This window comes from Bradyrhizobium sp. (genome assembly GCF_030697065.1).
GTDB lineage: Bacteria > Pseudomonadota > Alphaproteobacteria > Rhizobiales > Xanthobacteraceae > Bradyrhizobium.
The window spans coordinates 1-13,612 of record NZ_JAUYQU010000238.1 but is presented as its reverse complement, the minus strand read 5'-3'; the positions used below and the strand labels follow the sequence as shown (position 1 = coordinate 13,612).

General features: G+C 65.0%; 13 protein-coding genes and 1 pseudogene. 5 read left to right on the top strand and 9 right to left on the bottom strand.

The window, feature by feature from the left end; genetic code table 11:
* The first annotated feature begins 3 nt into the window (after window positions 1-3).
* Entirely contained in the window at window positions 4-555 is a 552-nt protein-coding gene (locus Q8R73_RS18860; protein ID WP_305721064.1) for a disulfide bond formation protein B, read from the top strand.
* A 10-nt stretch (window positions 556-565) separates the two neighbouring features.
* Here the strand turns inward: Q8R73_RS18860 and Q8R73_RS18855 are convergent, their stop codons facing one another.
* Window positions 566-1,270, bottom strand: a complete 705-nt coding sequence (locus Q8R73_RS18855) for a glutathione S-transferase family protein (RefSeq protein WP_305721063.1) — start codon at window positions 1,268-1,270, stop codon at window positions 566-568.
* An 80-nt stretch (window positions 1,271-1,350) separates the two neighbouring features.
* Here Q8R73_RS18855 and Q8R73_RS18850 point away from each other — a divergent pair, with 80 nt between their 5' ends.
* On the top strand, window positions 1,351-2,217 hold the full coding sequence (locus Q8R73_RS18850; protein ID WP_305721062.1) for an SDR family oxidoreductase: 867 nt from the start codon (window positions 1,351-1,353) through the stop codon (window positions 2,215-2,217).
* Between the two features lie 3 nt (window positions 2,218-2,220).
* Here the strand turns inward: Q8R73_RS18850 and Q8R73_RS18845 are convergent, their stop codons facing one another.
* Complete coding sequence (locus Q8R73_RS18845) at window positions 2,221-3,435, bottom strand: MFS transporter (protein WP_305721061.1); 1,215 nt, start codon at window positions 3,433-3,435, stop codon at window positions 2,221-2,223.
* Between the two features lie 211 nt (window positions 3,436-3,646).
* On the opposite strand from Q8R73_RS18845, the gene Q8R73_RS18840 reads away from it, so the two are divergent.
* On the top strand, window positions 3,647-4,669 hold the full coding sequence (locus Q8R73_RS18840) for an NAD(P)-dependent alcohol dehydrogenase (protein ID WP_305721060.1): 1,023 nt from the start codon (window positions 3,647-3,649) through the stop codon (window positions 4,667-4,669).
* A gap of 23 nt (window positions 4,670-4,692) precedes the next feature.
* Here the strand turns inward: Q8R73_RS18840 and Q8R73_RS18835 are convergent, their stop codons facing one another.
* Together Q8R73_RS18835 and Q8R73_RS18830 are read right to left on the bottom strand one after the other, a co-directional pair.
* Window positions 4,693-6,381, bottom strand: a complete 1,689-nt coding sequence (locus Q8R73_RS18835; protein ID WP_305721059.1) for an SWIM zinc finger domain-containing protein — start codon at window positions 6,379-6,381, stop codon at window positions 4,693-4,695.
* A gap of 96 nt (window positions 6,382-6,477) precedes the next feature.
* Window positions 6,478-6,828 (bottom strand): Lin0512 family protein, encoded by a 351-nt coding sequence (locus Q8R73_RS18830; RefSeq protein WP_305721058.1) that lies wholly within the window; start codon window positions 6,826-6,828, stop codon window positions 6,478-6,480.
* A 244-nt stretch (window positions 6,829-7,072) separates the two neighbouring features.
* On the opposite strand from Q8R73_RS18830, the gene Q8R73_RS18825 reads away from it, so the two are divergent.
* Together Q8R73_RS18825 and Q8R73_RS18820 are read left to right on the top strand one after the other, a co-directional pair.
* Complete coding sequence (locus tag Q8R73_RS18825; protein WP_305721057.1) at window positions 7,073-8,149, top strand: NAD(P)-dependent alcohol dehydrogenase; 1,077 nt, start codon at window positions 7,073-7,075, stop codon at window positions 8,147-8,149.
* A 212-nt stretch (window positions 8,150-8,361) separates the two neighbouring features.
* The gene (locus Q8R73_RS18820; RefSeq protein WP_305721056.1) at window positions 8,362-11,052 is read left to right on the top strand and encodes a cation-transporting P-type ATPase; all 2,691 of its coding nucleotides are present in this window, start codon (window positions 8,362-8,364) and stop codon (window positions 11,050-11,052) included.
* A gap of 95 nt (window positions 11,053-11,147) precedes the next feature.
* Here the strand turns inward: Q8R73_RS18820 and Q8R73_RS18815 are convergent, their stop codons facing one another.
* From Q8R73_RS18815 to Q8R73_RS18795, 5 genes and pseudogenes are all read right to left on the bottom strand, one after another.
* Window positions 11,148-11,423 carry a hypothetical protein gene (locus tag Q8R73_RS18815; RefSeq protein ID WP_305721055.1) on the bottom strand — a complete coding sequence of 92 codons (276 nt, stop codon included), beginning with the start codon at window positions 11,421-11,423 and terminating at the stop codon, window positions 11,148-11,150.
* 107 nt (window positions 11,424-11,530) lie between these two features.
* Window positions 11,531-12,328 carry a DUF899 domain-containing protein gene (locus Q8R73_RS18810; protein ID WP_371126130.1) on the bottom strand — a complete coding sequence of 266 codons (798 nt, stop codon included), beginning with the start codon at window positions 12,326-12,328 and terminating at the stop codon, window positions 11,531-11,533.
* Complete coding sequence (locus Q8R73_RS18805; protein WP_305721053.1) at window positions 12,325-12,858, bottom strand: SRPBCC family protein; 534 nt, start codon at window positions 12,856-12,858, stop codon at window positions 12,325-12,327. Before Q8R73_RS18805 ends, Q8R73_RS18810 begins: the two co-directional genes overlap by 4 nt.
* Window positions 12,859-12,864: 6 nt before the next feature.
* On the bottom strand, window positions 12,865-13,218 hold the full coding sequence (locus Q8R73_RS18800; protein WP_305721052.1) for a helix-turn-helix transcriptional regulator: 354 nt from the start codon (window positions 13,216-13,218) through the stop codon (window positions 12,865-12,867).
* Window positions 13,219-13,319: 101 nt separating this feature from the next.
* Window positions 13,320-13,612, bottom strand: a pseudogene (locus Q8R73_RS18795) (methyltransferase); the annotation flags it as partial.

The following is a 13,612-nucleotide window of genomic DNA, read 5'->3' as shown; positions in this document are numbered from 1 at the left end:
CGCATGACCCGCGCATCCGCCATCACCCTCAATGCCCTCAGCCTGTATGCGGTGGCGCTGGTTCTGGCAGCGGCCTTTGCCGCGCAGCTGTTGCTGCACGAACTGCCCTGCCCGCTGTGCCTGCTGCAGCGCCTCCAGTTCGCGGTGCTCGCAATCGGCCCGATCCTCAACGTCCGCTTCGGGCCGCGCCCCAGCCACTACGCCTTGTCGCTGCTGGCCGCCGCCGCGGGGGCGGCTTTTTCCACCCGCCAGGTGCTGCTGCACATCATGCCCGGCGATGCCGGCTACGGCACGGCCCTGTTCGGGTACCACTATTATACCTGGGCCCTGATCGGCTTTGCCACGGCGATCGTCCTGCTCGCGGCGATCCTGCTGTTCGACCGACAATTCGAACAGGACTCAGCGGCCGGGCCACCCGCGCCCGGCGCATTCGCGACGTCGGCGGTCTGGCTGGTGATCGCCCTGACCGCGCTCAATGTGGTGTCGACACTGCTGGAATGCGGCTTTGGCGCCTGCGCGGACAATCCGGTGGCCTATGAATTGCTGAACCGCTGAGGCTTGGCCCTCACGGTCGTTTCGGAATCTCCAGCCCGCGCTGCACCGCGGGTCGGGCCAGGCCGCGATCGAGCCAGGCCGCGACGTTGCCGAAATCATCGAAGCCGACCAGTTCGCGCGCGCCGTAAAATCCGATCAGGTTGCGCACCCAGCCGAGCGAAGCGACGTCGGCGATGGTGTATTCGTCCTCCATGATCCATTGCCGCCCGGCAAGACGCGTGTCCAACACGCCCAGCAGGCGCTTGGACTCCGCGACATAGCGCTGCAGCGGCCGCTTGTCGGCGAACTCCCTGCCGGCGAATTTGTGGAAAAAGCCGAGCTGGCCGAACATCGGCCCGATCCCGCCCATCTGGAAGTGCACCCACTGGATGGTTTGCCAGCGGCGCGCGGAATCTGCCGGGAGCAGCCTGCCGGTCTTCTCCGCGAGATATTGCAGGATGGCGCCGGATTCGAACAGGCCGAGCGGTTGACCGCCGGGTCCGTCCGGATCGAGGATGGCGGGAATCTTGCCGTTCGGGTTCAGCGACAGGAACTCCGGCGTTTTCTGGTCGTCCTTGTTGAAGTCGACCAGATGCACTTCGTAAGCCAGCCCGATCTCTTCCAGCATGATCGACACCTTGACGCCGTTCGGCGTCGGCAGCGAATAGAGCTGCAGCCGATCGGGATGTTTCGCCGGCCAGCGCGCGGTGATCGGAAATGCGGATAGTCGGGGCATGACGACTCGTTCTTTGCTTCAATTATGTCGCGCGGCTACTGTACGGGGACTGCCTGACGTGACAAGGGCCGGCACAGCACATGGATGATCAAGCGAACACCGGACCCGGCATGACCGACGCGGCACTCGCAGTGCATCCGACGGTTTACGCGGCCGATGCGCTCAGGGGGCAGGTCATGATCGTCTCGGGCGGCGCCGGCGGCATCGGCCGCGCGATCGCCTGGCTGTTGGCGCGGCTCGGCGCGCATGTCGTCGTGGTCGGGCGCAACCAGGCCAGACTCGACGCCCTCGCCGCCGAACTGGTGAGCCGGGGCCTGCGGGCTTCCGCCGAGGTCGCGGACATAAGGGAGCCGGATGCGGTGGACGCGCTGTTCGACAAGGTCTGGACCGCGCACGGCCGCATCGATAGTCTCGTCAACAGCGCAGGTGGACAGTTCCCGCAGGCCGCGATCGATTTTTCGGTGAAGGGATGGAACACGGTCATCAACACCAACCTGAACGGCACCTGGTACATGATGCAGGCCGCGGCCAAACGCTGGCGCGACCACAGGCATCCCGGCAGCATCGTCAATATCGTCGTCGTAACCACGCATGGCCTCTACGGCATCGCGCATTCGGTCGCGGCCCGCGCCGGTGTCATCGGATTGTCGCGCGCCGTCGCGGTCGAATGGGCGCCGCTCGACATCCGCGTCAATTGCGTAGCGCCCGGCGTGATCGAGACCGAGGGCTGGAACGTCTACACGCCGGAAGCGCGGGCGGCTTACCCCCGCTCCAACCCGATGATGCGCGCGGGTTCGCCATGGGACATAGCCGAAGCCTGCGTCTACCTCACCGCGCCCTCGGGCAAATTCGTTACCGGCGAGACGCTCACGGTGGATGGCGGCGGGCAGTTGTGGGGCGAGACCTGGACGACGGGCAAACCGGAGTATTTCGGCGGCGACCATTAGGGATCATGCCGGCACGGGCGCTGCGCGCGGCTTGGCAAACGGTCTGAAGCTCATGGCCATCAGGAACGCGCCGATACCCATGCCAAAAGCGCCGATATAGAGCCACGCATAGCTCGAAAAGCTGTCGTAGATCAGGCCCCCGGCGATCGGTCCCGTCGCCATGCCGAGGCTGCCGGCCATCGCGGTTCCGCCGATCACCGTCCCCATCATTCTCAATGGAAAATTTTCCCGCGCCAGCACAGCATAGAGCGGCATGACCCCGGCATAGATGAAGCCGAACAGTGCGGCCACGGCATAGAACGCGGCCAGGTCGCGCACGAAGACATAGGCCAGCGCCCCGAACGCCTGCACCAGTAGCCCCAGCACCAGAACGCGCTTGGCGCCAAATCGATCGCCGAGCAGGCCAAAGCCGATGCGGCCGAACAAGCCGGCGAGCCCTTCGACACTGTAGATCGACACTGCCGCGATCAGCGGGATGCCGCAACTGATGGCATAGCTCACGGTGTGAATGATCGGTCCCGAATGCGTGGCGCAGCAGAAGAAATTCGTCGCGAGCAGGATCACGAACTGCGGCGAGCGCAATGCCTGCGCGAGCGACATCTCAGGCGGCGACTGTCCGGCTTCCGGTGCCGGGGTATTTCCGACTGCGAGCGCCGGCGCGCTGCGCACCAGCAGCGATGTCGGTATCATGATGGCGGCAACGACGACGGCCACGATTTGCATGGAGGTGCGCCAGTCGTAAAGCGAGACGAGCCAGGCCACCAGCGGTGACATCGTCAGAGGCGCCATGCCCATGCCGGCCGACACCAGAGACACGGCGAGGCTGCGATGGTGATCGAACCAGCCGGTGACGCAGGCCATCATCGGCGCGAAGATCGCGGCTGTCGCAACGCCGACCAGCAACCCGAACAGAACCTGAAATTCGATCAAGGAAGTGGAGCGGCTCGCCAGCGCCAGGCTTGCCGCGATGACAATCGAGCCCGTCAGCACCACCGGTCGTGGCCCCACGCGGTCGGACAGTGTACCCCAGATCATGCTGGCAAAGGCCATTGCCAGGAACCCGATCGTCATGGCGCTGGATATGCCGGTAACCGACCAGCCGGTGTCCCGCACCATCGGCTGCAGCAGGACCGGCAGCGCAAACATCCCGCCAATCGCGACGCAGCCCAACAGGCCGCCGGCCGCGACAATGACCCAGCGATAGCGCGAATCGTTCATTTCATGTCTCCGTTTCCAGTTCGCTGCGCACAGGACGAACGGCAGACTTGATGGGCGACACGCTCGCCCTGCATGCCGCGTCACTTCTTTGTGAGCGCCCGATCGCACCAATGTGCCGCCGAAACCGGAGATCCTTGACCGCGCCGACCTTCATCATGCCAAGGTGTTCGGCGACCCGCTTCACAGAAAATGCAATAAGGGACTGCAGGGCATGACAGGCAAGGCACGACTGATCGAACGCGACGGGGTGTTGGGGCCGACGATCGAGCGCCCGATCCCGCAGCCGCGCGCTGGCGAACTGCTGCTCAAGATCCATGCCACCAGCCTCAATTATCACGACCTCGTTGGCATCGACGGCGGCATCCGCGGATTGCCTGTACCGCGCGTCCCCTGCTCCGACGCATCGGCGACGGTGCTGGCGGTCGGCGAGGGAATCAAACGGTTCGCGGTCGGCGACGCCGTCATTCCGAACTTCTTTCTGAACTGGAAAAGCGGAACGGTAGCGCGCGAGACGATGTCACCCGTGCTGGGCGACCAGGTCGATGGCGCGCTGCAGACCCATCTCTGTCTTCCGGCGGCCTCGGTGGTTCGCGCGCCCGCCGGATTGAGCCATGAGGAGATCGCGACGCTCGGCTGTGCCGCCCTGACCGCGTGGCGCAGCGTGGTGGTAGAGGCGCAGGTGCAGCCGGGGCAAACGGTCGTGCTGCAGGGCACCGGCGGCGTCTCGCTGGCCGCGCTGGCCTTCGTCAAAATGCTGGGCGCGCGGGTCATCCTCACGTCCTCGTCGGACGAGAAACTGGCCCGCGCGAAAACACTCGGCGCCGATGTGCTGATCAACTATCGCACCACGCCGGACTGGTCCACCGCCGTGCTCTCCGCCACCGCCGGCGAAGGCGCTCACCTGATCGTCGAAGTCGGCGGCGGCGAAACGCTGGCCCAGGCCGTCAAGGCCGGCAGGCTTGGCGGCCATATCTCGGTGATCGGCATCCTCACCGGCTATCAGGCGGCCAGCTTCCCGCTGGCGATGGTGATGGGCAAGAACCTCACCGTCCGGGGCATCACGGTCGGCAGCATCGCGAATCTGGATGCGATGTGCCGGGCGATCGAACTCAACAGCTACCGGCCGGTGATCGACCAGGTGTTCGATCTCGATCGCGCGCATGAGGCGGTCGCCGCCATGAAGGCGCAGAAACATTTCGGCAAGATCGTGATCAGAATCGCGGACGCAGACTGAGGAGACGCCAGTTCGCGCGCCGCTCATTCCAGCATCTTGATAAAGTTTCGTCGACGTTCGAATTGCTTCTTGAGCGCGAGAACGTAGGCAACATGCTCACCCCTTGCGCGAAGCTTCGCCATCCGCACGACCAGCTTCGCCGCCTGCTCGTAATTCGAACTGCCGCCGGACTTGACGAGGTGATCGACTCGCATTGTATAAACCGCGAGCACTTCGGCCGGATGGCTGCCTTCGCATTGGCTGGCGAGTTCATCCGTCAAGCCTGCGGACGCCCCGTGTTTGCGCACCGCCGCCCAGGCCGCATCAAACTTCTTCTCATGTATCCAGATGCGGATCAGCAGGTTGGTCGGGCTATCCCAGAAACTCCGCGCGCCGCTTGCCTGCTTGCTCTCCAGCAGCGTCAACGCCTGGTCCCGGGCGGCCTCGCCACCGATCTCGCTAAGCCGTGTGTACAGCTCATACGAGGGCTGCTTCCTGAAAAGCCGCCACAGATGCGCCTCCGCGTCGCCCTTGCGGCCCGCTTTCGACAGCAGTTCCGCCGTGAAGTTCACGAGCCCTGCGTCTGGACGCCCATCCTCGAAAATCCACAGGCCTTCCTCGGCACGCCGAAGTGCCTCTTCCTCACGACCGTGCTGGAGGCAGAATTTGGCAAGCCCGTGATAGTCCTGTTGGGACGATAGATGCCTCGCACGTAGTGCGATGCGCGTATCGAGATCGCCGTCGCGCTCGGCGAAGAAATCTAGAATGCGCATCACCTGGTCGCGATCGAAGTCAACCTCGACATCCTCGACTTGCCGTCCCTTGCGACCCGCGGACGGGGCCTCCTTCTCCCACGCGGCAGTCGCGAGGCGGCGGTATTCGGCAAGCCCGGCCTCGCCGAGCACATCCGCGTAGCGCCTCACCGCGCCATCGAAAACTCCATAGCCATCCGCCATTTCCCGGGCAAACAACTGGCGAGCGAGTTCAATCGGCTTAGGCCTGATCTTAAGAACCGCCGCGAGATGGATGTCGCGCGCGCACTCCAGCAGCGACATGCCATGACCGTCCGAATCGTCGATTTCATCGAAAGCGTCCCCGATCCGGTCGAGCGCGTGATCTGCAAGCTCGCACGCCAGGCCGGCGCGAACGCCCGAGACAAGAGCGCCAATGGTGTCGAGGGTGGCCTCGACGTTGGCCGCCCAGGCCGGAACCTCGCGATAGTCCATATAATCCCGTGTGCGCGTGGCAATATCGATCGCCTGGCGCAGTCGCTTGCCGAGGGTCTCGTCATCCTCATGCCGGGCCGTCGCAGCGGCATCGAGCCTGCGGAACAGGGCCGGATCCTGCTCGGCCAGGCCAACGATCATATCGACGAGTTCCTCGAGGCCCCGTTGCTTCAGGTGATCGCGGATGCGAACCAGCGCGCCGCCACCGTCCGCTTCGTCGGCACCGACGTCGTTCGCCGTCAGCCCGGTCGCGACCATATGCTTGCAGAAACCGTGATCCTCGAACGCGCGGCAGGAACATGCACCGTCGATGGTGCCGCCCCTCCCTCTCAATTCGGTGCGGTAATCTTCGGTGCCGGCGACTTGCGCCAGCACGCGTTCCGGCTCGATGAGGAGGATCTGAACCTGACCGTCGCGATGGTAAGCCCGACCGCGCTCGAACACTTTACCGCCGGCAAGCTCGCGCAACGCGTCAACGTCGAAGCGCGGACGGTTCTTGACGGTCATGGGCATATTCGCTTCTGCAGCACCGTGACACGCAGGCTCGATAGTTCGACAACGGACATGGCGACATCCCGGTCAACCGCTCATCCCGATGGAATCCTAGCCGCCCTTGCCGTCATCGAGGCTGACGATCACCGCCGCATTGGCGATGATGATGGAATCGCCGCCGCTCTCGGCGGGAATTTCGAGCCCGCCCTTGACCGCGGTGACGGTCACCGTTCCGTAGGGAAGTTCCTTGGCGACCGCTGATGTGTCGACCGTATCGGGGTCCGGCACGCCGATGGTGACGTCGACGAACATGTCGGCGGATGTCTTGCCCACCATCCGGAAGAAGCCAAGGCTGGAATGGCGGATGGCGTCGGAGACCGCGCGCCTGGCGGCCTTGGTGGCGTCCTTGCCATGAACGTCGACGCCCATGCCCATTTCGGTGATACAGCGCACACGTGCCATCGGGATTTCCTGTTCTGTCGTTGCGGGGCCGAACCGGGGCCGGCGAGCGTTTCGGCCCCCGGGAATACCTACGCGACCGCGCGTATCACTTCAACGCCCCCTGTTGCAGCAATGTCATACGTTGATCCCGATCAAGGAGCACCGGTTCGCATTACATAAACTCAGATCGACCGGCGGATGTTGATGGCGGCCCCGGTTCCAAACGGAAATGTCGGACACGAAACCCGGACTAAAGGAATAAATCATGGCTCGAAAGATGAAGGCAGCGATTTTCGTCGAGCCGAACCGGATCGTTCTCGATGAAAAACCGATCCCCGAAATCGGTCCTCTTGACGCGCTGATCCGCATCACCACCACCACGATCTGCGGCACCGACGTTCACATCCTGAAGGGCGAATATCCCGTCGCACGCGGTCTGACCATCGGCCACGAGCCCGTCGGCATCATCGAAAAGCTGGGCTCCGCGGTCTTCGGCTATCAGGAGGGCCAGCGCGTCATCGCGGGCGCGATCACGCCGAGCGGTCATAGCGCCGCCTGCCTTTGTGGCTGCTATTCGCAGGATGGCGCCGGGACGAAGCACGGCTTCAAGCCGATGGGCGGCTGGCGCTTTGGCAATAGCATCGACGGCGCCCAGGCGGAATATCTGCTGGTGCCGGACGCGATGACCAATCTTGCTCCCATTCCGGACAGTCTGAGCGACGAACAGGTGCTGATGTGCCCCGACATCATGTCGACCGGCTTCTCTGGCGCAGAGAGCGGCAAGGTACGCATCGGCGACGTCGTCGCCATCTTCGCCCAGGGTCCGATCGGACTCTGCGCCACGGCGGGCGCGCGGCTGATGGGCGCCACCACGATCATAGCCGTGGATGCGGTCCCGGCGCGGATGGAGATCGCGCGCAAGATGGGCGCGGATCACGTCGTCGATTTCACCAAGGTGGATCCCGTGGAAGAAATCATGCGGCTCACGGACGGCCGCGGTGTCGACGTCGCGATCGAAGCGCTCGGGCGCCAGGCGACCTTCGAGGCTGCCCTGCGTGTGTTGCGCCCCGGCGGAACATTGTCGTCGCTTGGCGTTTATTCCGGCGATCTCACCATCCCGCTCGGGGCATTTCTGGCCGGGCTTGGAGACCACACCATCGTCACCACACTCTGCCCCGGCGGCAAGGAACGCATGCGCCGCCTGATGGAAGTGATCGCGGCGACCCGGCTCGATACGCGCCCGCTCGTCACCCACCGCTTCAAGCTCGACCAGATCGAGGAGGCCTACGAACTGTTCGCCAATCAGCGCGATGGAGTGCTCAAGGTGGCAATTACGCCTTAGGCTATTTCAGCTTCGGTCCTCGAACTGTCCGAAAATTACCCGAGCCGGTCCCGAACCGCTTTCTGACAGCAGCGCCGTGTTGCCCGTTTCGGCGGCCAGCGGCGCAGCCGGATCAGATTTCACGCGCTGTCGCCCGCAACGCCCCCTGACGAGTATCAGCGATGTCAAATACGGAAAATACGCGCATCGACCTGGAGGCGACATGGCACGCCATGGAGCCATCCGGGGCTCTCGCGGCGCTCCAAACGAGCGTCGAGGGTCTCTCGGATGACGAGGCTGCGCGGCGTCTGACCATTCATGGGCGAAACTCCTTGCCGCACGGTCCGCGCCGCAGTGCACTGGTCCGCTTTCTCCTGCAGTTTCACAACCTGCTCATCTACGTGCTCATGGCAGCCGGCGCACTCGCGGCGGCGATCGGCCATGGCACCGACGCCATCGTAATCATGGCCGTCGTCGTCGCCAACGCAATCATCGGTTTCGTCCAGGAAGGGCGTGCCGAAAAGGCGCTGGAGGCGATCAGCAGCATGATCGAGCCGCACGCTTCCGTCATCCGGGGCGGCCGCCGCGTGACGATCGGCGCCGACGAAGTGGTGCCGGGCGATCTCGTGATGCTCGAGGCCGGCGATCGGGTTTGCGCCGACCTGCGCCTCATCAAGGCGCGCAACCTGCGGGTGGACGAGGCGATCCTGACCGGCGAGTCGGTTCCGGTCGACAAGACGACCATGGCGGTCGATCCGGGGGCGCCGCTCGGGGACCGCCTGTCGATGACGTTCTCCGGGACCTTCGTCACCGCCGGCCAGGGAACAGGTGCCGTGGTGGCGACGGGGGCGGCGACCGAACTTGGACGGATCAGCGCCCTGATCGGTGCGGTGGAGCGCCTGGCCACGCCGCTCGTGCGGCAGATGGACCAGTTCGCCCGCCAGATCACCTTCGCCGTGCTCGGCGTTTCGGTCCTGGTGTTCGCCTACGCCGTCCTCGTGCAATCCTACGGGCTGGACGATGCCTTTATGGTGGTGGTCGGTCTCGCGGTTGCGGCCATCCCGGAAGGCCTGCCGGCCGTCATGACCATCGCGCTCGCCGTCGGCGTCCAGCGCATGGCCCGCCGGAACGCCATCATACGCAGGTTGCCCGCCGTCGAGACGCTGGGCTCGGTATCGGTGATCTGCTCCGACAAGACCGGCACCCTCACCCGAAACGAGATGACGGTCAGTGCCATCGTGACGGCAGACCGGACCATCGCGGTCGAGGGAGCTGGCTACAGGCCCGAGGGCATCTTTCGCACCGAGGCCGGCAATATCCTCGATCCCGCCGCCGATCCCGTGCTCGAGGAACTGTCGCTCGCGGCTCTGCTCTGCAACGACGCGCAGTTGCGGCAATCCGGCGAGACCTGGATCGTCGACGGCGATCCGATGGAAGGCGCGCTGGTTTCGCTGGCGATCAAGGCCGGGCATGATGCCCGTGCGGCACGGACGGGCTTTGTTCGCCTCGACGAAATCCCTTTCGACTCGCGCCACCGCTATATGGCCACGCTTCATGCACGCGACACCCGGCCACCTGCCGTCTATGTCAAGGGCGCGCCGGAGCGTATCCTGGAGATGTGCAGCCATGCGGCAACCCTCGACGGCGAGCAGCCGCTGGATTCCGGCGCCTGGCACCGGCAGGTCGATTTGCTTGCGGCGGGCGGCCAGCGCGTGCTGGCCCTCGCCCGTCGCACGATGGAACATGGCGCCGGCAATATCTCACCGGCAGATGTAGAGCACGGGCTCACACTCCTTGGCCTGGTCGGTCTGATCGACCCGCCGCGTCCCGAAGCGATCGCGGCGGTTGCCGAATGCAAGATGGCCGGCATCAGGGTCAAGATGATCACCGGCGACCACGCCGCGACGGCGCGCGCCATCGCGCTCCAGCTCGGCCTCGCCGATGATCCGAAGGCGATCACCGGCCAGGATCTGGATGCAATGGAGGATGCCAGCTTCCATCGACACGCCCAGGAGGCGGTGGTCTTCGCCCGTACCAGCCCGGAGCACAAGCTTCGGCTCGTCGAATCCCTCCAGGCGGACGGCTCCATTATCGCCATGACGGGCGACGGGGTGAACGACGCGCCGGCACTGAAACGCGCCGATGTCGGAGTCGCCATGGGCGGCAAGGGAACGGAGGCAGCCAAGGAAGCCAGCGAGATGGTGCTGGCAGACGATAACTTTGCTTCCATCGTCGCCGCCGTTCGCGAGGGACGCACCGTTTACGACAACCTGACCAAGGTCATCACCTGGACCTTGCCCACCAATGGCGGTGAGGCATTCACCATCATTCTCGCCATCCTGTTCGGCCTGACCCTGCCCGTGACAGCCGTCCAGATTCTCTGGATCAACATGATCACGGCGGTGGCGCTCGGCCTCACTCTCGCCTTTGAACCCACCGAACCCGGCGCCATGCACCGCCCGGCGCGCCCTGCCGGTCAAAATATCCTGTCGGGCAGGCTGCTGTGGCGAATTCTCTTCGTCTCGGCTCTGATGGTGGCGGGCACCTTCGGGGTCTACGCCTGGGCGACCGCCCGCGGCCTGCCGCTGGAGGCGGCCCGGACGATGGCCGTGAACATGATCGTCGTCATGGAGATTTTCTATCTCTTCAGTGTCCGCTACGTCCACGGCACTTCCCTCACCTGGCAGGGTGTACTCGGCACCCCTGCGGTCCTGATCGGCGTCGCCATCGTGGTGGCGGCGCAGCTCGCCTTCACCTACCTGCCCCCGATGCAGGCGATCTTCGGTAGCCGTTCGATATCGCTCAACGACGGAACGGTCATCGTAGCAGTGGGCCTGGCTTTTCTGATGGTCGTGGAACTGGAGAAAGGTATCGCGGCGCGTCTGGCATCAAGCCGCGGGAAGCAGCCGGGGAAGGACAAGTGATCCGGGCCGCGTCGCGGTTCCGCTCGCTGCATGCTAGCGCCTCCTCGATCACCGTCACCCTGCTGCCGTCGATGATGCGATACCGGGGCCGAGTGTCATCGAGATCCCCCGCCTCGCCGGCCCGGGATAAGCTTCAGCCATGGCGCCGTATGGAAGGCGCTCATCAGCAGGTACATCGGGACCATGCCGCTCAGCGGCGATGCACTCGAACACAGTGCTTCCGGCGATCCGCCGCCCGGGAGTCCCGTCAGCAGCGCCATGACCGCAAAGGTCGGCGCGGCAGCGAGATGCAGAAAATCGGCTGCGCCAATCGATGGTGCATTGCCGTTGACCGCGCCGGAACCGCTGCTGCCGGTAGGAGCTTCGCTCATGTCCGTCTCTCCTCGAACCGCAAGCTGTCCGTCCATCATGGTGAGGAGCGCGACGGCCAGCGCCGTTACGCTGGCCGGCGTGCGTCTCGAACCATCTGGCATATGTTCTAGCCAGCGCGTCCGCGCATGGCGGCCTCTCCGGCGTCCGACACCTCCACCCATTTGGGGTCGGGCGCGGCGGCGGGGACGTAGCTGTCGTGCCAGTTCCACCACTTGTAGGTTGGCGTTTGCGGATATCCCTCCGGAGAATCTTCCCACTCCTCCTGGCGCCCGAGCGCCGTGATGTCGAGGTAGCTCCAGGTGCCCCCCATCGCCTCGTCGCCGCGGTTGTTGATGAAGTAGGTGCGGAAAATCCTGTCGCCGTCGCGGATGAACGCGTTGGTGCCGTGCCACTCGCCGACGCCGAAGTCGGTGTCGAAGGCGTCGGTGATGGTGTACCAGGGCATCTGCCATCCCATGCGCGCCGTGAGGCGCGCGATGTCGGCCTGCGGGGCGCGGGAGACGAAGGCGAGCGTGGTATCGCGGGCGTTCAGATGAGCGACGTGGGCGACCTGGTCGGCCACCATGGAGCAGCCGCGGCAGGCCTGATCGGGCCAGCCATGCACGCCGGGCTCAAAAAAGGCGCGGTAGACGATCAGCTGACGGCGGCCTTCGAACAGATCGCGCAGGCTCGCTTTGCCGCCGGGCCCGTCGAAGGCGTACGCCTTCTCCACGGCCAGCCACGGCATCCGCCGGCGCTCGGCGGCCAGCGCGTCGCGGGCGCGGGTGATGGCCTTCTCCTTCACCAGCAATTGCTGGCGCGCGGCTTCCCACGCCTGCGCCGAAACGACATGAGTCTTCATGGCAAACCTCCTGTGTTGCGATGTTAGTTGCGATGCTTTTTGTGTGCGCGCGCCGGCTGTCAGCCCGGCAGCCGCCGGTCGTATTCCCGGTGCAGGCGGCTCCAGCCTTCCCAGAATGGCGCCGGCTCGTCGCCCGTGGCGCGGGCGACCAGGGTGTCGAGATGCATGTGCCAGCCGGCACCGACCTTGAGCATGGTCGAGCGGTCGGGCAGACGGCGGTGGGTCACCGTCAGCAACACGCTGTCGCCTCTAGGCTCCAGTTCGAAGGTAACGTCGCCGCTGTTGTTCCAGGCGATGGACAGCTTGTGAGGCGGATCGAGTTCGGTGATCCGGCTCTGCATGCGGTGCTCTTCGGGGAAGCCTTCCGGTCGCGCGCCGGGCGGGTCGTTGAGTTCGCCGTTGCGCCACACCAGTTCGAACGGAGCGCCGGCCTTCATCTCCATCGCACCCGCCGCGAGCCATTTGCGGCGCAGCTCGCTGTCGGTGAGATACGCCCAGATGCGATCGATCGGACCGGGCAGCAGCCGCTGGATCCTCAACGTCGTGGGTTCGATCAGCGCGCCCCAGGCGTCGGGTTTTGTCCTGGTATCCATCGCCTTCTACTCCTTCAGCTTTTTTACTTTTGCCAGGTCTTCCGCGCGCAGCAGGGATTCCAGCGTGTCGAGCTTTGCGGTCCAGAAATGCTGATAACGCCGCAGCCACGCATTGGCTTCCGCCAGCCGCGCCGCCTCGAGGCGGCACAGATGGGTGCGGCCGCGGATCGTCCGCGTCACCAGCCCCGCGTTCTCAAGCACCCGCACATGTTTCGATGCGCCCGCAAGACTCATGCTGAACGGGGTCGCCAGTTCCCCGACCGTGAGTTCGCGTTTCGCGAGCTGGCCCAGCATCGCCCGTCGCGTCGGATCCGCGAGGGCATGAAAGACGGCATCGAGATGGGCGATTTGCTCAACCATGTAGTTAAGTATAGGCGCACGAAAAGAATTGTCAACCGTTCGGTTTAATTTCTCAACGGCCCGTTTCAGACACGGTCCGGCGCTAATTTAGCTGTCGCGCATCAGGCGTAGCCCACCCAGCCGCGCCAGGTGAACGCGGCATAGAACTGGCTGACGTTGCCAAAGCCGGCCTCGCGCAGCACCGCTTCGTCCTGCGCGGGGCTCAGCATGTTCAGATGTGCATCGACCGCCGCGCGGGCGCCTTCCGCCTGAACGGGATCGGCGCCGGAGGCGATTGCAAAAGCCGTATAGCGCGACAGCCACCGGGCGCGGGTTTCGTCCTGCGGAAAGCTGCAATGCGCGGCGACGAATGGCGCCCCCGGCTTCAGGCGGCGATGAATTTCGCGCACCGTGC

Excerpts from the sequence above, each read along its gene's own strand:
- Q8R73_RS18860 (WP_305721064.1), top strand. The coding sequence starts at position 4 with ATGACCCGCGCATCCGCCATCACCCTCAATGCCCTCAGCCTGTATGCG.
- Q8R73_RS18855 (WP_305721063.1), bottom strand. The coding sequence starts at position 1,270 with ATGCCCCGACTATCCGCATTTCCGATCACCGCGCGCTGGCCGGCGAAA.
- Q8R73_RS18850 (WP_305721062.1), top strand. The coding sequence starts at position 1,351 with ATGGATGATCAAGCGAACACCGGACCCGGCATGACCGACGCGGCACTC.
- Q8R73_RS18845 (WP_305721061.1), bottom strand. The coding sequence starts at position 3,435 with ATGAACGATTCGCGCTATCGCTGGGTCATTGTCGCGGCCGGCGGCCTG.
- Q8R73_RS18840 (WP_305721060.1), top strand. The coding sequence starts at position 3,647 with ATGACAGGCAAGGCACGACTGATCGAACGCGACGGGGTGTTGGGGCCG.
- Q8R73_RS18835 (WP_305721059.1), bottom strand. The coding sequence starts at position 6,381 with ATGACCGTCAAGAACCGTCCGCGCTTCGACGTTGACGCGTTGCGCGAG.
- Q8R73_RS18830 (WP_305721058.1), bottom strand. The coding sequence starts at position 6,828 with ATGGCACGTGTGCGCTGTATCACCGAAATGGGCATGGGCGTCGACGTT.
- Q8R73_RS18825 (WP_305721057.1), top strand. The coding sequence starts at position 7,073 with ATGGCTCGAAAGATGAAGGCAGCGATTTTCGTCGAGCCGAACCGGATC.
- Q8R73_RS18820 (WP_305721056.1), top strand. The coding sequence starts at position 8,362 with ATGGAGCCATCCGGGGCTCTCGCGGCGCTCCAAACGAGCGTCGAGGGT.
- Q8R73_RS18815 (WP_305721055.1), bottom strand. The coding sequence starts at position 11,423 with ATGAGCGAAGCTCCTACCGGCAGCAGCGGTTCCGGCGCGGTCAACGGC.
- Q8R73_RS18805 (WP_305721053.1), bottom strand. The coding sequence starts at position 12,858 with ATGGATACCAGGACAAAACCCGACGCCTGGGGCGCGCTGATCGAACCC.
- Q8R73_RS18800 (WP_305721052.1), bottom strand. The coding sequence starts at position 13,218 with ATGGTTGAGCAAATCGCCCATCTCGATGCCGTCTTTCATGCCCTCGCG.